General features: G+C 39.9%; 21 protein-coding genes. 19 read left to right on the top strand and 2 right to left on the bottom strand.

What is annotated here, in order from left to right; translation table 11 throughout:
• Nucleotide 1: 1 nt before the first annotated feature.
• From KOL94_RS08340 to KOL94_RS08305, 8 genes are all read left to right on the top strand, one after another.
• Complete coding sequence (locus KOL94_RS08340) at nt 2–1,216, top strand: nucleotidyltransferase family protein (RefSeq protein WP_221565577.1); 1,215 nt, start codon at nt 2–4, stop codon at nt 1,214–1,216.
• Between the two features lie 193 nt (nt 1,217–1,409).
• Nucleotides 1,410–1,559 (top strand): 50S ribosomal protein L33, encoded by a 150-nt coding sequence (gene rpmG / locus KOL94_RS08335; RefSeq protein WP_221565576.1) that lies wholly within the window; start codon nt 1,410–1,412, stop codon nt 1,557–1,559.
• Between the two features lie 446 nt (nt 1,560–2,005).
• On the top strand, nt 2,006–2,578 hold the full coding sequence (locus KOL94_RS08330; protein WP_221565575.1) for a 5-formyltetrahydrofolate cyclo-ligase: 573 nt from the start codon (nt 2,006–2,008) through the stop codon (nt 2,576–2,578).
• Between the two features lie 29 nt (nt 2,579–2,607).
• A complete protein-coding gene (mobA, locus tag KOL94_RS08325) occupies nt 2,608–3,201 on the top strand; it encodes a molybdenum cofactor guanylyltransferase (RefSeq protein ID WP_221565574.1) in 594 nt (197 codons plus the stop codon).
• 469 nt (nt 3,202–3,670) lie between these two features.
• The gene (nhaC, locus tag KOL94_RS08320; protein WP_260412256.1) at nt 3,671–5,023 is read left to right on the top strand and encodes a Na+/H+ antiporter NhaC; all 1,353 of its coding nucleotides are present in this window, start codon (nt 3,671–3,673) and stop codon (nt 5,021–5,023) included.
• A gap of 174 nt (nt 5,024–5,197) precedes the next feature.
• Nucleotides 5,198–5,392 carry a hypothetical protein gene (locus KOL94_RS08315; protein WP_221565572.1) on the top strand — a complete coding sequence of 65 codons (195 nt, stop codon included), beginning with the start codon at nt 5,198–5,200 and terminating at the stop codon, nt 5,390–5,392.
• A 402-nt stretch (nt 5,393–5,794) separates the two neighbouring features.
• Nucleotides 5,795–6,895 carry a M24 family metallopeptidase gene (locus KOL94_RS08310; protein ID WP_221565569.1) on the top strand — a complete coding sequence of 367 codons (1,101 nt, stop codon included), beginning with the start codon at nt 5,795–5,797 and terminating at the stop codon, nt 6,893–6,895.
• A 372-nt stretch (nt 6,896–7,267) separates the two neighbouring features.
• Nucleotides 7,268–7,444 carry a hypothetical protein gene (locus KOL94_RS08305; RefSeq protein ID WP_221565567.1) on the top strand — a complete coding sequence of 59 codons (177 nt, stop codon included), beginning with the start codon at nt 7,268–7,270 and terminating at the stop codon, nt 7,442–7,444.
• A gap of 47 nt (nt 7,445–7,491) precedes the next feature.
• On the opposite strand, the gene KOL94_RS08300 is transcribed toward KOL94_RS08305, so the two are convergent.
• On the bottom strand, nt 7,492–8,367 hold the full coding sequence (locus KOL94_RS08300; RefSeq protein WP_221565565.1) for a hypothetical protein: 876 nt from the start codon (nt 8,365–8,367) through the stop codon (nt 7,492–7,494).
• Nucleotides 8,368–8,460: 93 nt separating this feature from the next.
• On the opposite strand from KOL94_RS08300, the gene KOL94_RS08295 reads away from it, so the two are divergent.
• The 10 genes from KOL94_RS08295 (at nt 8,461) to KOL94_RS08255 (ending at nt 18,786) form a co-directional block, all read left to right on the top strand.
• Nucleotides 8,461–9,513, top strand: a complete 1,053-nt coding sequence (locus KOL94_RS08295; protein WP_221565564.1) for a M42 family metallopeptidase — start codon at nt 8,461–8,463, stop codon at nt 9,511–9,513.
• 453 nt (nt 9,514–9,966) lie between these two features.
• Nucleotides 9,967–11,427, top strand: a complete 1,461-nt coding sequence (locus KOL94_RS08290; protein ID WP_221565562.1) for a spore germination protein — start codon at nt 9,967–9,969, stop codon at nt 11,425–11,427.
• Nucleotides 11,428–11,581: 154 nt separating this feature from the next.
• Nucleotides 11,582–11,773 (top strand): YqgQ family protein, encoded by a 192-nt coding sequence (locus tag KOL94_RS08285; protein WP_221565560.1) that lies wholly within the window; start codon nt 11,582–11,584, stop codon nt 11,771–11,773.
• A 15-nt stretch (nt 11,774–11,788) separates the two neighbouring features.
• Nucleotides 11,789–12,742, top strand: a complete 954-nt coding sequence (locus tag KOL94_RS08280; protein WP_221565558.1) for an ROK family glucokinase — start codon at nt 11,789–11,791, stop codon at nt 12,740–12,742.
• A gap of 484 nt (nt 12,743–13,226) precedes the next feature.
• Nucleotides 13,227–15,101: an LTA synthase family protein gene (locus KOL94_RS08275; RefSeq protein ID WP_221565557.1), complete on the top strand. Its 1,875-nt coding sequence runs from the start codon at nt 13,227–13,229 to the stop codon at nt 15,099–15,101.
• Nucleotides 15,102–15,584: 483 nt separating this feature from the next.
• Nucleotides 15,585–16,775: a M14 family metallopeptidase gene (locus KOL94_RS08270; RefSeq protein WP_221565555.1), complete on the top strand. Its 1,191-nt coding sequence runs from the start codon at nt 15,585–15,587 to the stop codon at nt 16,773–16,775.
• Between the two features lie 556 nt (nt 16,776–17,331).
• Nucleotides 17,332–17,538 (top strand): hypothetical protein, encoded by a 207-nt coding sequence (locus KOL94_RS08265; RefSeq protein ID WP_221565553.1) that lies wholly within the window; start codon nt 17,332–17,334, stop codon nt 17,536–17,538.
• A gap of 38 nt (nt 17,539–17,576) precedes the next feature.
• Nucleotides 17,577–17,777 carry an HIT domain-containing protein gene (locus KOL94_RS08260; RefSeq protein WP_311775118.1) on the top strand — a complete coding sequence of 67 codons (201 nt, stop codon included), beginning with the start codon at nt 17,577–17,579 and terminating at the stop codon, nt 17,775–17,777.
• A 4-nt stretch (nt 17,778–17,781) separates the two neighbouring features.
• A complete protein-coding gene (locus KOL94_RS25615; protein ID WP_311775117.1) occupies nt 17,782–18,000 on the top strand; it encodes a hypothetical protein in 219 nt (72 codons plus the stop codon).
• A 177-nt stretch (nt 18,001–18,177) separates the two neighbouring features.
• Nucleotides 18,178–18,786: an alpha/beta fold hydrolase gene (locus KOL94_RS08255; protein WP_260412255.1), complete on the top strand. Its 609-nt coding sequence runs from the start codon at nt 18,178–18,180 to the stop codon at nt 18,784–18,786.
• A gap of 55 nt (nt 18,787–18,841) precedes the next feature.
• Here the strand turns inward: KOL94_RS08255 and KOL94_RS08250 are convergent, their stop codons facing one another.
• Nucleotides 18,842–20,365: a glycine betaine uptake BCCT transporter gene (locus KOL94_RS08250; RefSeq protein WP_221565552.1), complete on the bottom strand. Its 1,524-nt coding sequence runs from the start codon at nt 20,363–20,365 to the stop codon at nt 18,842–18,844.
• Nucleotides 20,366–20,674: 309 nt separating this feature from the next.
• Here KOL94_RS08250 and KOL94_RS08245 point away from each other — a divergent pair, with 309 nt between their 5' ends.
• The gene (locus KOL94_RS08245; RefSeq protein WP_221565551.1) at nt 20,675–21,379 is read left to right on the top strand and encodes an ABC transporter ATP-binding protein; all 705 of its coding nucleotides are present in this window, start codon (nt 20,675–20,677) and stop codon (nt 21,377–21,379) included.

Here is a 21,379-nt window from a genome sequence, read left to right as displayed (position 1 = left end):
ATTGAAGGCAGTCATTATGGCAGGTGGTAAAGGAACTCGTTTACGTCCGTTAACGTGCAATTTACCAAAACCGATGGTACCGATCCTCGAAAAACCAGTCATGGAATATACCATCGAGCTTCTAAAGAAATATGGAATAACTGAAATTGCGGTGACTGTTCAATATCTGCCTGAACATATCAAGCAGTATTTCGGAGATGGCAGCCGTTTTGGTGTAACGCTCCATTATTTTGAGGAAACCGCGCCATTAGGGACAGCAGGAAGCATCAAAAACGCTGAAAGCTTTTTAGATGAGCAATTCATCGTCATAAGCGGTGATGCATTGACAGATTTCAATCTGCAGAAGGGAATCGAGTTTCATAAACAAAAAGAAGCTCTAGTGACGATTTTCATGAAACAGGTTGAAAATCCATTGGAATACGGGGTCATCCTTACTGATGAAAATCAACAGATCATCCGTTTTTTTGAAAAGCCTCGTTGGAATGAAGTGTTCAGTGATACTGTCAATACAGGTATTTATGTGCTGGAACCTGAAATTTTCGACTATCTGGCTCCTGGAGTACCAACAGACTTTAGTAAAGAGCTGTTTCCATTATTGATGAGGGAACAAAGACCATTATTCGGTTATTCTGCTGACGGTTATTGGTCTGATATTGGGAGTCTGGGCCAATACCGAAAAAGCCATGAAGACTTTTTGGATGGGAAGATCAATTTCCCGCTCCCAGGTAAGGAGATTCTCCCAGGGCTTAGGGTCGGAGAGAATGTAATGATCGACCCTCAAGCATCAATCAAAACTCCAGCTTATATCGGAAGCGGAACAACTGTCCGCCAAAATACGAAAATCCATCCCTATACCGTAATCGGTTCCCATTGTATGATTTCGTCGCGAGCCTCCTTGAAGGATTCAATATTATGGGATGGTGTATACGTGGGTGTAAATACTGAATTGCGAGGATCAACAATTGCAAACGGTACATTCATTGATGAAGGATCAAGAACGTTGGAGCATAGTGTAATTGGAAACCAGGTCCAAATTGGCAAAAGGGTGACGATTAAACCTGAAGTTAAAATATGGGCAAATCATAGTATTGTGGATTATTCAACAATTGATACTTCCTTGAGAGAGTTGAGCAAAGTCTCGTTAGATAGAAAAGGTAAACGAGAAACGATCTTCCTTTCTGGCGCCAAGAGTCCTGTTTATCACAAGGAAATTTGAACCGTAAATAAAGTTACGCCGATTACTGTATCGCATTTGCTACTCCGATTATCTCTTGATTGATTTGAAGAATTTTGATATGATACTAAAGTGTCAATTAGTGTTTGAAATTAAACATGTTAAGCGCTCGGTCATCTCTTGGATGATCGTTTCATACGCTTGAACATTGAAGATAGTTTGGAGGGAAACGAAAATGCGCGTACAAGTAACATTGGCTTGCACAGAAACTGGTGACCGTAACTACATCACTTCTAAAAACAAACGTACAAACCCAGATCGTATGGAGCTTAAGAAATACAGCCCAAGATTGAAGCGCCACACTCTACATCGTGAAACGAAGTAAAACAGCAGGACATCATCCTGCTGTTTTTTCTATATATGCTCTCTTTAAAAAATTGACTGTTTTCTAAAAGTTTGTTGCTAATGGACGACTTTTAATTTGAGATGAAAGCCTGTAAGCAGTGGAAATATCCGAGACTCTTGCAGGAAAAGCGAGCCAGGCGAGAGCCCACACTTTTTAAAAGGCTCTTCGACTATGATAATGACCTTCGACTAAATACCAACACGTCCTGTGGTGAACGTCGAAGCCAGCATAAGGAAAGCTTCTAAGAATTCCCATCGCAGACACGAAAATGATTTCATTTTTGTGTTGAGATCCTGTGCAAGTGAGGAGGCTCGCGGATCGCCCGCGGAAAGCGAGGATAATTCCACGCCATTACAATGGAATTGTGAAAAACAACAATCTTTAATAAAAAACTTAAAATTAAATGGTAAATTAGGTGATTTGAGATGAATACAGAAAAGAAGGAACTACGGAAATCGACTCAGAAAAAGTTAGCAGGACTCTCAAAATCCTCAAAGCACAGAGATGAAGAAAAAACGAGAAAACAATTGTTCGAACTTGATGTTTGGGAAAGATCGAAAACGGTAGGGTTAACTGTTTCAAGAGGAAATGAATTCGATACCTATCCGATCATAGAAAAAGCATGGCAACAAGGGAAATCAGTTGTCGTTCCCAAATGTAATGCTACAGATCACTCGATGGATTTCAGGAAGTTGACGTCGTTTGATGAACTTGAGACTGTATACTTCGGGCTTAAAGAGCCGATCGTCTCAAAAACGGAAGCCGTCGAACCCGGTGGAATCGATCTATTAGTGGTGCCTGGCCTTTTATATGACCAAGACGGCTATCGAATTGGATTTGGCGGTGGGTATTATGATCGGTACCTCAAGCGTTATACAGGGCTAACCCTCTCACTTTTACATACTGTCCAATTTACTGACAAAGTTCCGAAAGAATCATTCGATCAACCAGTTGATATCCTCGTGCTCCCGGATAAATTAATTAAAACTAGATCTTAGTGGAACAATTGAAGAAAAGGGGGAAGAGGATGAAACCCTTGTTTGCAGGAATTGTACTAGCAGGTGGGGAGTCAAGACGATACGGTACAGCAAAAGCATTGGAAGAGATTGAGGGGAGGCCTTTTTATAAAATTGCATTGGAAATACTTCAGCCCCTTGTCGAACATATCGTTGTGGTCGCTCATCCTTCCCTTCAGTCATCCATTGATGAACAGGAAGACGTAACAGTGATAATGGATGATCCTGAATTCAGAGGGGAGGGGCCGCTTGCCGGAATCTATTCTGGAATGAAGGCTTATGAAGCTGCGTATTATCTAGTACTCGCTTGTGATATGCCATTGATGAAGCAACAGGTCTATCGCCAGTTGATCAGTCTCCATTTTTTATTAAAAACCGACTGCTCGATTGTACCGGGTACAAGAAATCGGGTTCAGCCTTTAGCAGCGCTATATCCCTCAGCAGTCAAGCCTGTCCTTTTCGACCTGTTGAAAAATGAAAGAAGACGATTGACCGATTTGTTAAGCCGTTTAGAATGTGCTTATATTTCGTACCATTCGCATGAAATGACCAGGTGTTTTCGGAATATAAATACACCTGCCGATTATAAAGAAATGTTTGATTGAACACTTTTTCAAAACACACTATAAAAAGTGTTTTTATGTTGATTCTCACAATCCTTTTGTAATGGTGGTTGAATTATACTCGCTTTCAAACTTTTATAAAACAACATTAGAAAAAATTCTTGACGGGTGGTAGAAAAGGTTTTATAGTAGAGATACATTCACACTTGAACGCACAAAAGCATAAAAGTGTCGAAGCGAAATCAGTAGTCGGTCCTCTTCAAACATCAGAGACTTAGCGGTTGGTGAAAGCTAGGGAAGGGACAAGAACGAAATTACATTCGTGGAGCTTATAGGTTACATGACCTTTATCAATGAAGAGTTGATGCTGTTGAACACGTCAAGCAGGGTGGTACCGCGATGATTTCGCCCCTGTGGACTGAGTCGGCAGCTTTTTTCTTTGATTAATGGTTACTATAAATATAAGGCAGAAAAAGGAAGGGACATCCATATGACATCTAAGAATAACGTTATGTTTTCATTCATTTCATTGATTTTACTAGTAGGAATCATTTTATACTCGATGCTTATTTTAAAAACAGAACCACATATCCCTTTACTCCTTTCTCTCGTTTCAATTGCGGTCCTTGCAAAAGGTTTCGGATACAAGTGGGAGCAGATAGAGAAAGGGTTGATAGACGGAATTATTATTGGAATCAAACCTGTACTCATATTGATGGTGATCGGCATGCTGATCGGAACATGGATGATGAGCGGAACAGTACCAACGATGTTGTTTTACGGCATCGACTTTATTAAACCACACTGGTTCACGATCAGTGCCCTGCTTGTTACGATTATCGTTTCCAGCTTTACAGGAAGTTCTTTTACAACCATCGGCACAGTCGGGGTAGCCCTAATGGGGTTATCGGCCAGCTTGGGTGTCCACCCTGGGCTTGCTGCAGGCTCTATTATTTGTGGAGCATGTTTTGGAGATAAAATGTCTCCTCTCTCTGATACTACGAACTTTGCCCCAGCGGTAGCGGGTGTCGGATTATTCAATCACATTAAACATTTGATGTGGACGACAATACCAGCATTGCTTATAACGATTGCGATATTTCTGATCTTGGGTACTGGCGTAGACGGAGTCGATGGATTGAACACGATAATGCAGGTACAGGAAAATTTGACACAATCATTTAATATCAGTGGTTGGACATTACTGTCACCACTTGTCGTCATTGTTTTAGCGCTTATGCGTTTTCCTACGATTCCGGCGTTGATCGCTGGGGTCATTACAGGGATTCTTACCATATTGTTTGTCCAGGGGCAATCATCTGGTACAGCGATTTTTACCATGCTGCAAAATGGGGTTGAAATGGAAACCGGGGGTAACACCGTTGATGAAATTGTCAATCGTGGAGGAATCCAGTCTATGATGTGGTCTGTATCCCTCATTTGGATTGCATTAGCTCTTGGTGGATTGGTGCGTGCTCTTGGGATACTTGAGACCTTTGTAAGGTTGCTGGAAACAAAAATCAAAAGTCGGGGAAATATCATTACTACGACTGCTGTTTCATCAATAGGAGTCAATGTATTTACTGGAGAACAATATTTATCGATATTGATTCCAGGACAATCTTTCAAACCTCATTTCGAGAAACAACAACTAGACTTAAGGAATTTGTCACGTACATTAGAGGATGCAGGAACCCTCGTGAATCCTTTGATACCATGGGGAGTGAGTGGTGCATTTTTCGCATCCACTCTTGGGGTTGATGTAATCAGTTACTTGCCTTATGTGTTTTTCTTATTCCTGTCGCCGTTATTTACGATGCTGCTTGGTTACACAGGAATCGGTATTGGGAAGAAGACGGTCTAAGGATTGGATCTTACATTAACTGCTGCTTGGAATGCATATCCAGGCAGCTTTTCAATTGATAGTTATCGATTATGAAGCTGATAGGACTCTAAGAGTAATACTTTAGGTCATCTCTTTCATAAAATCAGATAAAGACATAATGTGATGGACCTTAACAAAGAGAGGGCTGATTTTATGGAAATTCTTTTCGGTTTTCTATTGTACATTGTGCCGATTCTTATTGTTTTTTACGTTCTATATAGCTTATCGTTAATTAAGTCAAAATTGGACACGATCATGAAGCACTTTGAGATCAAAGAATTTCCAGAAGAAACTGTTTCTGATGAAGAAATCGAAAAGGTATTTGAAGAGCAAATGGATAAAGAATGAAGTAGGCATGAGATGAAGTTCGTAAATGTTTTAAATCCTGCTGAAAAGTGAACAACCTATTAAAGATGAAAAAAGGAGGAATAGACATGAGATTGATCAGTAGCTTAATTCGTTTAATCACATTTATTCCGCGCTCACTTTTCAGAGGTTTACTACCAAGACGCAGACATCGTTTATGAGTCATACAATTTGAAAAAACGACTTTTCCAATGAAATAGGACACCCTCTATAAACTTTGTATGGAACAATGTATAGTCATAGGGGGTGTTTTTTACTTTGAAAAAGGGGTGAAAATGGTTCAGCGTTTTTGATGACTTGGCTTTATCAAGTTTTCTTTATTGACTATCATCCACTAGAAAGGTATGTTTCCAATAGAATACTATTTAAAGGTTGTGGTCTATAATGGAAAAGCGAATAGAACAATTCTCAAAATGGTTGCAAGAAACAGAGCAAACTTTTGCGTTTGTCCATTCTTCTGCCAACGTATTTTATCTTTCGAATTTTAACTGTGAACCCCATGAAAGATTGTTAGGGATTTTCATTTTCCCAGATCATGAGCCGTTCCTAGTTTGTCCAGGAATGGAAGTGTCTCAAGCACGGGATGCAGGATGGAAATATGAAATCATTGGCCATGGGGATGCAGATGATCCATGGAAAATGATCCAATACGCACTAACAGATCGGGGTATCACCAAGGCTGATCATGTCGTGATAGAAAAAGAAACACTCTCATATGCACGAGCGGAACAAATCATGAAGATGTTCCCTTCTGTATCATTACATAGTGCAGAAGATAAACTTCACCAACTTCGTCTCATAAAAGATGAAAAGGAATTAGAAATCCTGAGAAAAGCAGCTGAGCTGGCTGATTTTGGGGTTGAAACAGGAGTAAACGCATTACGAGAAGGATGCACAGAAATGGAAGTCCTTGCGACGATCGAATATGAATTGAAGAAGAAGGGAATTCGTGAAATGTCCTTCTCTACTATGGTCTTATTCGGTGAAAAATCAGGGCAGCCTCATGGAAATCCAGGGAATCGGAAGCTTAAGAAAGGAGATTTTGTCTTGTTCGACCTTGGTGTCGTGTTAGACGGGTATTGCTCGGACATTACGAGGACAGTTGCGTTTCAGGAGGTCAATGATAAACAAAAAGAAATCTACGATATTGTCTTGAAAGCGCAACTCGAAACACTTGAATTGTCAAAACCGGGAACCCGTTTAGGTGATCTGGATAAAAAAGCGAGAGATATTATCACCAATGCAGGTTATGGCGATTTCTTCCCTCACCGGATTGGCCACGGCATCGGAATTGATGTTCATGAATATCCATCTATGAGTGAAAACAATAACAATTTCTTAAAAGAAGGTATGACATACACGATCGAACCAGGTATCTATTTACCAGATATAGGTGGGGTCCGTATTGAAGATGATATTCTTGTCACCTCCGACGGGTTTGAAACCTTGACCAAATTTCCTAAAGAACTTCAAATCATCAGATAAAGTGCAGGAGGCTGATTCAATCAGCCTCCTGTTTTACATTTATGTTTTTGCAGATAATTTTTCGTTTTTGTAGCTAATTTCATATTTTTTGCATTTCCCCCTTTATTTTTGTAGGTAACTGATCGAGGAATGTGATTTATCGCCTTCGCAAAATGGCGCCAACACAAAATGTGGAGGAGGGCAGTCCAAAAAGTGTCTGATTCTCTCTGAAACTTAATAACATTTTGAGAAAAATCGTGGTTTTGATACAAAATGTTGGTTTGGAGGTGTCGGACACTTTCCTTTTAGGACAATCCTGTTATAAACCACCAAAAAATTTTGCATAAATCTGCCTCTGATATCAGATAGTATAGATGAAAGGTGGTTTGGATGATGAGATATGGTTTAGTGAAATGGGTCTTATTGATTCTTGGTGCATTTTTAATGTATCAAAATCGATACAAACTGTTAAATCTGATTCTTGGTATGAAACTTTTACGTACGATAGCTATTCGTGGATTTTTAAGAATTCCTGGTGTCCGTGATAAAATGGTTCAAGACATGTTTTAAACGAGAGTAAAACGTGTTTCTTCATATTAAATAGTCGTTATGAGACCTCAAGGATTGATGTATTGAATAAGCTGGACGTTTTGACCTGATTTTGTTTCTGTCAACAATATCAAATGTGTCATATCTTTACTGATCAGAATGAGTGGCAAACTACTTCCGATTGGAGATTCAATTTCTCCATTTGGAGATTTGACGCCAAGAAAATAATTCTTATAAATACCTTCCCATAAGCCGCCGATCACTTGGTCGGTTTTTTCTTTTGAAAGACCAGGAAGGGGAAGTTTTGAATAATCATAGAGTTTTGTCAATGGAAGGACATAGTAATTTTCAATGGAAACATTGTAGTGACGTATCAAATTATGCCATACCACTTTAAGCTGTTGGTTCGTTGCATGATCTAACATTTTTTTATTATTGAGATCCTCTTCGTTTTCTGGAGCTTTGAAGGACTCCAATGGTTGGAGAGGGGTATCGATGACATAAAGTTGATCATAACTCATGGTTTGTGCACTTTTTATGATATCATTCGGGTAATGTAATTCTGCATGGTGAAAACTGATCGCCTCGAAATGACCACTATCTTCGTTCGTGACGATTTTTTTCTGTTGGAGAGTATCGGTATTTTCCACCCATTTGGACATCGTATCCTTCAGCATCCCATCCTCATATAACAACGATATATCTTGTCTCAAGTACGCCTCTTTCCCGAGAGTTGAATTCACCTTCCACTGGATTTCATATTCATCCTCATCCTTTTCTTCCAGTAGAATGACTTCCGTATCTGCAGATGTGAACGTAACAGACGGATCAATCGGAAAATAGATAATGCTTTCTTTTACGTTGGATGTTTGGTTATTATACATATAGAGGGACGTTGCGGTAACTGTCGCTAATATAAAGAAGATCAAGATTTGTTTTTTCATATCCGTTTAGACCTCCATGGACATCCTATCCATATAAAATATGAACCTGTCCGGAAGTTTAGAAGGAAATAGTTTTGAGGGGGAAAAGAAATTATGAATCAGAAAGTCAACACGAAGGAAATCATGGAATTAATCAAAGGTCTTGTATCGATTCCAAGCCCATCTGGAAATACCAACCAGGTCATTACACATGTAGAGGACTTTTTCACTAAACTTGGATTGGAAACAAAACGGAATCATAAGGGGGGTTTGCTCGTTACTTTGCCTGGAGAAAATGATGATCGTCATCGGTTTTTGACTGCACACGTCGATACTCTCGGCGCAATGGTCAAAGAAATCAAACCGAATGGAAGATTGAAACTCTCGATGATTGGTGGATTCAGGTGGAATCATGTTGAAGGTGAGTATTGTCAAATCGAAACAGCCGATAACAAGCGCTTTTCAGGTACAATTCTTATGCATCAAACGTCTGTACACGTGTATAAAGAAGCAGGTGATGCAAAACGTGATGAAAAGAATATCGAAGTCCGTATCGATGAACGAGTCAACTCGGAAGAGGATGTAAGAGAATTAGGTATTTCAGTAGGGGACTTTGTTTCATTTGATCCACGTGTCGAAACCACAGACAGTGGCTTCATCAAATCCCGTCATCTTGATGACAAGGCTAGCGTGGCTTTGTTGATGCATGTCATCAAGCTTATAAAGGAAGAAGGGTTCCAGCTTCCGTACACGACCCATTTTTTGATCTCCAACAATGAAGAAATCGGATATGGCGGAAACTCTAATATTCCGGATGATACAGAAGAATATTTGGCAGTAGATATGGGTGCGATTGGTGACGGTCAGGCTACAGATGAATATACGGTGTCAATTTGCGCAAAAGACTCCAGTGGGCCATATCATCTTGGACTGAGAAAACACCTCGAAAATCTTGCAAAAGAAAACCACATCGAATACCAGATGGATATCTATCCTTACTATGGATCAGATGCTTCAGCAGCCATAAGAGCTGGATTTGATGTGAAACATGGTTTGATCGGACCGGGTATTGATGCATCACACGCATTTGAACGTACCCACGAAACATCCTTGTTACATACAGCTCAATTGATTTATTACTACCTGAAATCTGATATGAATGCCTAATAAGAAAGAGTACTGACTCCTTAGTCAGTACTCTTTTTTGTGCAAATTCCTCATATAAAGGATATGCTAGCGAGTTCATGTTTTTCTACAAGTGAAATTCATGACATTCCTGCGGGAAGAGCGGCCAAGCGTGACCCCGCAACGAACGAAGGATGTTCGACTAACAACGACCGCATCCCTGTGCAAGTGAGTGAGGAGGCTTGCGAAAGTGAGTTAATGCAGTGAAGTGATGTCGAGCTCAGCGACCAGTCACTTGGATCACTTCAAACCTCCTGCGGCGGCGACAGCCTCCTCGTCAGTTTTCAGAGTGACCTACATGACTAATCGGGTCGCTCCCGCTTTTCGTCTGCCGGTAGAAAGGGAGTGAATTTCGCAAAAATCAATGATTCGAACCCTGTCCTAGTATGTAACCGTCATAATTGGTTAATGATGGTAATTGAAAGGAGGGGGAAAATGTCTCGACATAAAGAAACGCCAAAAATCAAAGATTATGATTCAACGATTGCTTATATAAAAGATGAATTAGGAATCGACAAAAGCTTTGACCAGATCCATCTAGAGCTGGAATATGCTGGACGGCGCATGAGCCTTTTTATGATTGATGGGTTTGTTAAAGATGATATCATGCACTATCTGATGAAATTATTATCCCGGCTCGACCCAGAGGACCTTGACCCGGATCCTTTAACGAAATTGATGCGGACACATCTTCCATATATGGAAATAGAAGAACAGAACAACCTAGAAAAGGCGATTGATTTCTCATTAGGAGGTCCAAGTCTGCTGATTGTTGAAGGGATCGACACCGTAATTGTGATCGACGCTAGAACCTATCCCGTTCGAGGTCCATCAGAGCCAGATTTGGAAAGGGTTGTACGAGGATCACGGGATGGGTTTGTAGAAACGATCATCTTCAATACATCTCTGACAAGAAGACGAGTTCGAGATCGTTCCTTACGGATGGAATATATGAAAATCGGAAGAAGGTCCCAGACGGATATCTGTATCTCGTATATAGAGGATATCGCGGATCCGAAAATAGTGGAAAAGATTAAAAACTCTTTATCAAAGATTGATACGGATGGACTTCCGATGGGGGAAAAGACAATCGAAGAATTCATTTGCGGTCAGCATTGGAATCCTTATCCTTTGGTCAGGTATACGGAACGTCCTGATACCGCTGCTGTGCATCTTTACGAAGGTCATATCCTCGTTTTTGTCGATGGATCACCAAGTGTCTTGATAACACCAGCAACATTTTGGCATCATTTGCAGCATATGGAGGAATATCGACAAAAACCAGTAGTGGGAGCATATCTTCGTTTTGTACGCTTTTTCGCAGTATTACTGTCGATTTTTTCGCTACCTCTTTGGTATCTGTTCGCTATCAGTCCAGAGATGATGCCTGCCCAACTCGCATTTATTGGTCCTGAAAAAGTTGGGGATGTGCCATTGTTCATCCAACTCATACTGATTGAAATCGGTTTGGATATCATGAGGATGGCGACTGTCCATATACCATCTTCCTTAGCGACGGCTTTAGGGATAGTCGCGGCAATATTGATTGGTCAAGTAGCTGTAAATGTAGGTTTATTTATTAATGAAGTTATTTTGTATATTTCAATTGCAGCTATAGGTTCTTTTGCGACTCCGACGTATGAATTAAGTCTGGCAAACCGTTTGACACGATTGTTGCTTCTGATTTTGACAGGATTATTCGCCTTGCCGGGGTATGTGATCGGAACAACTTTATGGATCATCTTGCTCTCACGGCTTAAATCCTTTCACATTCCCTACCTTTGGCCATTCATTCCATTTTCATATAAAGGATTCCGGGACGTACTCATCCGTTCACCGATTCCACTCAAAAATAGAAGACCAACCGTATTACATCCAAAAGACCCTGACCGATAGAGGAGCGACTATGCTTCTCTATTTTTTATCATGCTGTTGATTTTCATCAGGTTTTGAACCGCTTTTTAAATTGAATAATAATGATATAATACGGTTGGGTGAAATCATAGGATTGCTGTGTAGTGAACAGAATATCCAGGGAAGTGAGCAGATAATGAGGACAATCTTGGATGTACAACAATTGTTAAAGCGCTTCGGTGCATTTATTTATACAGGGAACCGGATGGCGGATTTAGAACTTTATCAATCTGAAATACAAGAAATGTACCAAAATGGCATGATCAGTAACGAGGATTATCGTAATGCGATTCTAATCATCAAAAGTGAACAAAATAAATTGAATTAAAGGATGATACATATTATGGACAAACTTTCGATAGGAATCGACCTGGGTGGAACAACCATTAAAATGGCCATTGTAGATCCAATGGGGAATATTGTAGAGAAATGGGAGATACCAACTGATACAAGTAACAACGGTAGGAATATATCCCAAGACATTGCAGATTCACTCAAGATGAAGATGGAAAATGCAAACTTGGAGTTAAAAGATTTCGAGGGCATTGGAATCGGTGCGCCAGGTTTTATTAATTTGGAAAACGGATTTATCTATCATGCGGTCAATGTTGGATGGGAAAACTATCCACTTAAGGATGACTTGGAATCGAAGACAGGTCTAGGTGTCGTGGTTGATAATGACGCGAATATTGCTGCACTCGGCGAGATGTGGAAAGGTGCTGGGAAACAGGCATCAGATCTAATTTGCATCACTTTAGGGACCGGCATTGGAGGTGGAATCATTTCAAACGGTACCATTCTTCACGGAACGAATGGGATGGCTGGAGAAATCGGCCATATTACGTCGATTGTTGATGGTGGGGCTCCTTGCAATTGTGGCAAGAAGGGTTGTCTAGAAACAATCGCATCGGCAACAGGCATCTCTCGGATTGCCATGGAAGGTCTTGATCAAAATCCATCAAGTGTACTTAATAAGGGGATGAAGGTATCAGCAGAAGATGTATTTAATGCAGCTAGTGAAGGCGATGCATGGGCCATTGAAGTAATTGATGTCATCACCCATCATCTCGGACTGGCGATCGCAAATATGGCAAATGTGATTAATCCTTCAAGAATCGTCATTGGTGGGGGTGTTTCACGAGCAGGTGACCTATTGATGGTTCCTTTGAAAAAGTCATTCAGCAAGTATGCACTTCCGAGAGTACAGGAGGGTGCTGATTTTGCAATTGCAAGTTTAGGAAATGATGCAGGGGTCATCGGCTCCGCCCGCCTCATGTCTCTAAAAAACCATAATTAACATCAATGTCCTCCTAAACAAGAATAGAAATACGAATACTATACAAATTCAGAAAAGGGTCATCAGTGACTCTTTTTTTTCATATAATGGCTTGGCCGGAATTGTACCGAGTGTTATAAATAGTAAAGAAGTCATGATCCTGCTCCTTTTTAGTGAGATTTAACTAGGGGTTGTACATAAAAATATGAACAAAGTGTGAAGTTACTGTAAATTCCTTATTAAAGTAAAACTTTTTTCTTATTTGATCGTCTATAGGTTTAGCGGTTATTACAACAGGGGATAGTTAATTTAGCGTAAGAAGCGGCATTTTACAAATTCTTGAAAAAGGTTAAATTTCACTTGAAAAATGAACAAAAAGGGAGTATTATAACAATCATGTGAAAAACGAGTGAAGATAAAACATGTTAGAAAACAATAATAATTACGAGAATGATAACAAAACAAAATTGTGATAAGTTCATCTTGTCAAGGAGGTAACTGTACGATGTTGAAAAACACCCTATCAAAATATCAGATTATCATCATCACAGGTGTTTTACTCTGGTTGAAATCGTATCTGGTTTATAAAATTTCGTTTGATCTAAAAATAGAAAATACAGTACAAGAAATTATTCTCTTGATCAATCCATTAAGTTCAGTGGTATTCATTATGGCGATTGCCTTATTTTTCTCCGGGAAAGCTAGAAATATCGCTATATTATTTTTGAATTTAATCGCGTCATTCATTTTATTTGCCAACATGATATATTACCGGTTCTTTAATGACTTCATTACAATACCGGTATTGTTCCAGACAAGCAATATGGGTGACCTGGGGAGCAGTATCACATCATTAATTTATCCGTACGATCTATTATTATTCGCGGATATCATTATTCTTGCTGTATATATGAAAATGCGCAAGCTTGAGGCACCTAAAATGTCGTCTAAAAAAATCGGGCTCGTTTTCGCATCAAGTTTGATCATTTTCATCGTAAATGTGGGTATTGCTGAAACAGAACGTCCCCAATTGTTGACTCGTTCATTCGACCGTGAAATGTTGATTAAGAATATCGGAGCATACAATTACCATGCATATGATGCGATCATCCAGTCAAAAGCGAAAGCGCAACGTGCCTTAGCTGATGGCAGTGAAATCGCTGATATTGAAAACTATGTTAAAGCTGATTATAAAAGCCCGGATCCAGAAATGTTCGGAGCTGCAAAGGATAAAAATGTCGTTGTCATTACTCTTGAGTCAATGCAGAACTTTGTCATTGATAACAATTTGGAAGGGAAAGAAATTACGCCTTTCCTAAATGAATTGAAGAAAGATGAAGACACGTACTATTTCCCTAACTTCTATCATCAGACAGGACAAGGGAAAACATCCGATTCAGAGTTCCTATTAGACAACTCAATGTATCCTTTACCAAGTGGAGCGGTATTCTTCACTCATTCACAAAATGAATATCAGGCTACACCAGAATTGTTGAAAGAGGAAGGGTATCATACAGCGAACTTCCATGCGAACAACAAAAGTTTCTGGAACCGTGATATCATGTACAACTCGCTTGGATATGATGAGTTCTACTCAGCATCGAAATACGATATAAAACCTGAAGAATCGGTTGGTTGGGGAATGAAAGATGAGTTCTTCTTCCAGCAATCAGTGGATCATATGAAAGAATTACCTGAACCTTATTACACGAAGTTCATCACACTGACTAACCACTTCCCATTCACGTTAGAACAGGAAGATGAATTTATTCCTGAGTGGACGTCAAACGATGGAACTGTAAACCGTTATTTCACAACAGTCCGCTATACTGACGAAGCTGTTAAGATGTTCTTCGATAGCTTGAAAAATGAAGGTTTGTATGAAGACACTGTATTCGTCCTATATGGAGACCATTACGGTATATCAGAAAACCATAACAAAGCTATGGGAGAGTACCTTGGAAAAGAAATAACACCATTCGAATCGACACAGTTGCAACGTGTACCAATGTATATCCACATCCCTGGGGATGGTAATGGTAAAGAGATGGATACTGTTGGTGGTCAGGTTGACCTTAGACCGACAATCATGCACTTGCTCGGAAAAGATACGAAAAACACAATCCAATTTGGATCTGACTTGTTCTCTAAAGAACGTCAAGACTTTACAGTATTACGTGACGGAAGCTTTATCACAAAAGATCATGTATACACAGATAACACATGTTATGATAAAGAAACTGGTGAAAAGGTAGAGAAAACAGCGTGTGAACCATATATGGAAAAAGCGAAAAAAGAGCTCGATTACTCTGATCGCATCATCTATGGTGACTTGCTGCGTTTCTTCGATCCAAAGACAGGAACAATTAAAGAAGAATAGAGGCTGATAAACCGTGTCAACAAATGTTGGCACGGTTTGTTTTATTTTACACTTAAAGAAAGTATAAAATACTTCTTCAGTATAAGCGCAACTATGGCTCAGCCCTGCGCCAAGGCTTGTCTCTGCCAAGTTTTCTTTAACTTTACAGCTTTTGAGCTCTACCACAGTTTTTAAAAAACTGTGGTAATTTTTTTATTGAGTTGATGCATGGTCTGTTGTTGATGGAAATCTGAAAATGCTTGAAATATGCGAGACTTCGGCGTGAACAGCAGGCAAGACCCAACAGCGAGGCGGTTCACCCGAGGAAATATTTTCCGTGTGTCAAAAAACAATCTTTAATGAAGACCAGTGACTGAGTGACTGATTCTACTTCATAGCACAGGAACAAGGCGATGCTTGGCACTTAAAAGAACATAAATGATTCATAACTGAGGATTGGTGCCATATATATGGTGGGAGAATGGTTAAATGGAGGGAACCGAAATGAAGGTGAGAATACGAAAAGGAGACACATTTTGGTATCTTGCCAAATTGTTCAATGTGCCTCTCCGGCTTGTCCTCGACTCAAACCGTGCAACCGATCCGTCAAGTTTACAAGTCGGAACTGAAGTTGAAATACCAGCATATAAGACGGAAAAATATACGATTCAAAAAGGAGAGACCTTTTATAAGATTGCCCAGAGAAGGAAATTGGCGCTAGATGCTCTCACAATCATGAATCCTAATACATCTCCAAGTAACCTTCAAATTGGACAAATCATCACCGTTCCGGTGAGAGTAGAGACACCTTACGTAAACCCGAAAATGAATTATGATTGGTCAACCATGATGAAAAATCTGTATTCATTAAGAGCGGTCTATCCTTTTATAAAATTGAAATCCATCGGGAAATCTGTGTTGGGTAAATCCATTCCTGAGATTCAAATCGGGAATGGGGAGAAGAAAGTTCATATGAATGGAGCTTTTCATGCCCAGGAATGGATCACTTCAGCAGTAATAATGGATTTTCTGAATGACTACCTTTTAGCCTTGACGAACCAATGGACAATTCGAGGTTTGAAAATGTCCCCTTTCTATGATGGTGTTACTGTGTCAATTGTTCCGATGGTGAATCCGGACGGTGTCGATCTTGTATTGGACGGTCCCCCTGATAGTGAATATTATCGAGATTTCGTAATAGAACTTAATAATGGCAACACAGATTTCTCAGGATGGAAAGCGAATATAAGAGGGGTAGACTTGAATAATCAATTCCCTGCTAATTGGGAAGTTGAAAAACCACGGAAGCCACAAGCGATCGCACCTAGAGACTACCCTGGAGACAAACCATTAAGCGAACCTGAAACGATCGCTATGGCTGAATTGACTCGTAAGGAGGATTTCGATCGTGTCGTAGCCTTCCATACACAGGGAGAGGAAATCTATTGGGGGTATGAAGGATTAGAACCGTCTTATGCAGAAGCGATCGTTAAGGAATTTGAAAGAGTCAGCGGTTATAAACCTGTCCGGTATATAGATAGTTATGCAGGTTATAAAGACTGGTACATCCAAGAATGGAAACGGCCAGGATACACAGTCGAATTAGGAGAGGGCGTCAATCCGTTACCATTATCCCAATATGATGAAATTTACCAAGAAACATTAGGAATCATGCTCGCAAGTTTATATATGTAATCCAGGAAGGACTGTTCAACCTTTGAGTTACTCGACTCTGTTGGCACAGTCCTTTTTGTTTGGGCTCTTTGTTCCTGCGAGAATGCAAAATGTTTTTAAACAGATTATGGAAAAACATGTTAAAATTAAAGCAAAGAATTGCGGGGAGGATTTCTTGGTCCATGCAAGGAAAATGGTTGAAAACGATCTTGAGATGATTTCTGCCTTCATTGCATAGGCTTTGAGTTTAGGATGAACTATCCTACTTTGATAAAGATCTGATTAAAGAGGGCATGAATGAATACCGAGTTAGAAAACAAACATTTTACACAAAAAATCAAAGAGGGAGTCTTCGCAGCACTGGTAAGAAGGCGGAGGTGCAGTTGCAAATGCCGGTATCATTGATTTAGGGGATCAAACGATTATCTTTGATACCTTCAACACCCAACAGGCAGCTGAAGAGTTGAAGGCTGCAGCCTAAGAACTTAACCTTAACCCCATCACTTATGTTATCAACAGCCATTCTCTGAACCGTTTTCTTTTATCAAACGTAATGAAAGGAGGAGGGTGATACACTATGGACGATATTTGGATCCTTTTGATTATCATTTTCTTATTCGCTTTACCGATATTATGGGGGATAATCCGATCGAACTTCAACACAAACAAGTTTTACGGGGATGAACTGAATAAAAAGAAATTCAACCGAAAGCCAGAAGACGAAGCCTACGAAAAATCATCTTCGGCTTCGCTTGGTCAGAATAATAATCAGAACAATCCATAAAAGTAGGAAGTCATTTATCAAGAAGGAGACTGAACTAGATGACAGTTGATTTTTATTGTGATGAAGTTTTAAGTGGGAAAACCGATGTGAAGAAAGTTTATGAGACGGAGAATGTATTAGGCTATTATCATACGCGACCTGCCTACCAGATGCATATTGTGTGCATACCTAAAAAGCATATTCCGTCGTTGACCGCTGTGGGACACAAAAATATTCACAGAATTGATGAATGGTGTTAAAGCGGTGGCATATTCAGTTGAACAAGAATTTGGAGCATGCAGGGTAATCACCAATCTTGGGGCCAATCAGGATTCGAAACATCTGCATTGGCATATCGTTTCAGGAAACGGGTTGAATAAGAGGTGTAAAATGAATCTGAAAACGGAGAACGATATCATCGAATTGGTCAAAAAAGACAAGTGGATGATGGATAGTTTATATGCTTATCATCATTTCCGCTGAATATGAATATGGGATATATCCAACAAAACCGAATCAGACCATTACGTACGAAGCGATAAAGATATAATTAAAAAGGGGAAAACAAATGATATTACATACAGCAGTGGCTGGTGAAGGAATCCGATTGTTTTTCTTCATACGGGTCTACAAACAGGATTGACGGATTTTGCAGCACACTTGGAATTCTTTAAAAACAATAAGCAAGTTATTCTTCCAGATATGAGAGGACACGGAAAATCTTATACAACAGATGTCTCAAACTTCTTAGAAGATTCTGTCGAGGACTTGAAAGAAACATTAGACCATTTAGGTGTCGAACAACCACATCTTGTCGGTTGTTCATTAGGAGGTTTCATCGCGCTTGCATTTGCAAAAAAATATAAAGTACGAACTTTGTCGATCTCAGGAATCATCTCCGACAAACCCGACAACTGGACTGAATTACACGCAGGAGATGTAGCACATCAAATAGAACTGCTAAATGATCCGCAAGCAGTTGCCTATTTTGATACTCTTCATGAATCGGATTGGAAACAATTCATACATATGGCTGTAAATGATGATTGGTATCCTTTTGAATTGACCAAGAATATTTCTGAAATACAAGTGCCATTCTTGTTCATGGTTGGGGAGGGGAATATAAATGAGGTTTCAACAGCATCCAAGTATCAACAAATGAATCCAAACGTCCATATCAGTGTCATTCCTTTTGCCTCCCATCTTGTCCATGCACAGAAACCAGAAATATACATACAAATTCTTGATGATTTTTTAAGCAGCACATAATAGAAAAACGGCGTGCACCTGCTGTAATCTTAGCATGAGCACACCGCTTTTTTTATCAGGGTCGACTTAATGACTTTTTCAATTTCTTTAGTTTAAGTTGTTCTACTTCCGCTTTGTCTTTCCTAATCGCTTTGAAGAATGCGTATATCATGAGTAACATGATTAATGAAAATGGGAATGCTGCTGAAATCAATGCGTTCTGCAATGCTTGAAGACCTCCTGTATAGAGAAGCACAGCGGCGATTCCTGATTGGGCGATCCCCCATACAAATTTAACCCTTTTAGAAGGGTTCAAGGCACCGTTCGTCGTCTGCATGCCTAGAACAAATGTAGCAGAGTCAGCCGATGTGATGAAGAAAGTCCCAATCAATAACATCGCAAGGATTGATAAAATGACACCGAAAGGAAACTGGTCGAATACACCGAATAAGATTTGTTCGTCTGGTAGTGATGCAATATTTGCACCGTTTTTTTGAGTATCAATAGCAGTCATCCCAAAGGCAGAAAACCACAAGAAACTAACAAGTGAAGGGACAAGTAAGACTCCTGATAAAAACTCGCGGATTGAACGTCCTCGAGACACACGGGCGATGAAAATCCCTACAAACGGAGACCAGGCAATCCACCATGCCCAAAAGAAGACGGTCCAATCCATGACCCATTGTTGTTCTTCGCCGTTTTCTGGTGAGAGTCTGAAGCTTTCTGTTGCAATTGTCTGAAGGTAAGTCCCCATGGTATTCGTAAATGTATTCAAAATATAGAGCGTTGGTCCGATTATCAAAATGACGATGAATAACAGGACTGCCAGCCCCATATTAAGATTACTTAAGTATTTGATCCCTCTGCTAAGGCCAGTATAAGCTGAAACCATGAACAGAACTGTCACGACTATGATAATAACCAACTGGATCCAAAATTCTTGTTCAAGGCCTAGCAGGAAAGTAAGTCCCCCGTTAATTTGAGCAGCACCGAATCCTAAAGTGGTTGCAACACCAACAATTGTGGCGAAAACTGCAATGACATCAATCGTAGTTCCCAGTCCGCCTTTCATCTTATCGCCAAAAATAGGTTCCAGCGTCGCACTGATCAAACCTGGCTTTCCATGTCGAAATTTGAAGTAAGCAAGTATAAGTGCGACTATGGCATAAATTCCCCATGCATGAACCCCGTAGTGGAAAAACGAAATCCTCATAGCATCCTGAATGGCTGCAGCTGTACCAGGCTCCGCTGTCGGAGGAGTTTTCATAAAATGCGAAATGGGTGCAGCTGCACCATAAAACACAAGTCCTATACCCATACCAGCACTGAAAAGCATGGCAAACCAGGTTGAATAACTATAATCCGGCTTCTCATTAGGTTTGCCTAGCTTAATCTTACCGTATGGGCTAAAGATCATATATACACAAAAGATAACGAATAATGAAACGATCAATAAATAATACCAACCAAAATGAACAGAAATATACGTTTGAATCGCCCCTGTAATTTTCTCCAAATTTTTAGGCGCAAACGATCCCCAAATGGAGGCGAATAATGTTATGGCTAATGTAATCCAAAATACTGATGTAACTTTCTTCATGAATTTCTCCTTCCTTAACCTTGCGTGATTTTTTAAAAGTAGCCGGAATTTCTTAGTATATAAGACTAACACCCACTAGTCCAATAAACTATGAGGTATTTCCAATATAGTAAAGAAAAAGTCTGTCATATTTCGTCTATTTATAAGGGGTTTTAGTAGTTTGTGTTGACACAGCAAGAACTATCCTTGAGAGTATGATTCAGGAAATTCTTATTTTTTGATTACCCCTTGTTTTTTGTTTATGGTTTGTAAAGAAACAGTTTCAGGTAAAGACTATTAGAGATTAAAGGAAAATGGAGTCGAAGGCATATGGATAGGAACCAGGCAATCATAAGGTGTGAAGGAGTATCAACCGACCATTTGAAAGATGTTTCATTCGAACTAGTAATGCAACAAATTACAACAGTGGTTGGACCATCTGGAGCAGGAAAAAGCAGTTTATTATTCTTATTGAACCGATTAGAAGAACCAAATTCAGGTGACATTTATTACAAAGGACGGAACATTAAAGCGTTACCAGTGACCAAGTTACGCTGTGAGGTCGGAATGGTTTTCCAGTCTGCCTATCTTTTTGATGGGACCACAGAAGAGAATATTCAATATGGACCTAATCTGCATGGGGAACTACAAGATTGTGATGTTGACCGATTGCTTGATCTGGTTGACCTACCCCGATCATTCAAGACTCGTCACGTCACCTCATTATCAGGAGGAGAACAGCAGCGAGTCGCTATAGCAAGGACTTTTGCCAATAAACCATCTGTCTTACTGCTTGATGAAGCGACCAGCGCGTTGGACATCAAGACGGCCGAGCATATCGAAGAACTCTTGTTTCGTTTGCGCGATGAAAAAGGGATTACGATTATGATGGTTACCCACAACCTAAAGCAAGCAGAAAAAATGGGAGGACAGACCTTTTATATTGAGGGTGGACGACTTGTAGAAAAAGGCTTAACCTCTGAAATGTTCGAACATCCTGCAACACAACAATTCGAGCAGTTTTTAAAGGAGTAG

This window comes from Alkalihalobacillus sp. TS-13 (assembly GCF_019720915.1).
Lineage (GTDB): Bacteria > Bacillota > Bacilli > Bacillales > Fictibacillaceae > Pseudalkalibacillus.
The sequence above is the reverse complement of the archived record's forward strand: the minus strand, read 5'-3'. Positions and strand labels throughout refer to the sequence as shown.

Bases quoted from the DNA above. Each gene is read 5' to 3' on its own strand.
- rpmG (WP_221565576.1), top strand. From the start codon at position 1,410: ATGCGCGTACAAGTAACATTGGCTTGCACAGAAACTGGTGACCGTAAC.
- KOL94_RS08330 (WP_221565575.1), top strand. From the start codon at position 2,006: ATGAATACAGAAAAGAAGGAACTACGGAAATCGACTCAGAAAAAGTTA.
- mobA (WP_221565574.1), top strand. From the start codon at position 2,608: ATGAAACCCTTGTTTGCAGGAATTGTACTAGCAGGTGGGGAGTCAAGA.
- nhaC (WP_260412256.1), top strand. From the start codon at position 3,671: ATGTTTTCATTCATTTCATTGATTTTACTAGTAGGAATCATTTTATAC.
- KOL94_RS08315 (WP_221565572.1), top strand. From the start codon at position 5,198: ATGGAAATTCTTTTCGGTTTTCTATTGTACATTGTGCCGATTCTTATT.
- KOL94_RS08310 (WP_221565569.1), top strand. From the start codon at position 5,795: ATGGAAAAGCGAATAGAACAATTCTCAAAATGGTTGCAAGAAACAGAG.
- KOL94_RS08305 (WP_221565567.1), top strand. From the start codon at position 7,268: ATGAGATATGGTTTAGTGAAATGGGTCTTATTGATTCTTGGTGCATTT.
- KOL94_RS08300 (WP_221565565.1), bottom strand. From the start codon at position 8,367: ATGAAAAAACAAATCTTGATCTTCTTTATATTAGCGACAGTTACCGCA.
- KOL94_RS08295 (WP_221565564.1), top strand. From the start codon at position 8,461: ATGAATCAGAAAGTCAACACGAAGGAAATCATGGAATTAATCAAAGGT.
- KOL94_RS08290 (WP_221565562.1), top strand. From the start codon at position 9,967: ATGTCTCGACATAAAGAAACGCCAAAAATCAAAGATTATGATTCAACG.
- KOL94_RS08285 (WP_221565560.1), top strand. From the start codon at position 11,582: ATGAGGACAATCTTGGATGTACAACAATTGTTAAAGCGCTTCGGTGCA.
- KOL94_RS08280 (WP_221565558.1), top strand. From the start codon at position 11,789: ATGGACAAACTTTCGATAGGAATCGACCTGGGTGGAACAACCATTAAA.
- KOL94_RS08275 (WP_221565557.1), top strand. From the start codon at position 13,227: ATGTTGAAAAACACCCTATCAAAATATCAGATTATCATCATCACAGGT.
- KOL94_RS08270 (WP_221565555.1), top strand. From the start codon at position 15,585: ATGAAGGTGAGAATACGAAAAGGAGACACATTTTGGTATCTTGCCAAA.
- KOL94_RS08265 (WP_221565553.1), top strand. From the start codon at position 17,332: ATGGACGATATTTGGATCCTTTTGATTATCATTTTCTTATTCGCTTTA.
- KOL94_RS08260 (WP_311775118.1), top strand. From the start codon at position 17,577: ATGACAGTTGATTTTTATTGTGATGAAGTTTTAAGTGGGAAAACCGAT.
- KOL94_RS08250 (WP_221565552.1), bottom strand. From the start codon at position 20,365: ATGAAGAAAGTTACATCAGTATTTTGGATTACATTAGCCATAACATTA.
- KOL94_RS08245 (WP_221565551.1), top strand. From the start codon at position 20,675: ATGGATAGGAACCAGGCAATCATAAGGTGTGAAGGAGTATCAACCGAC.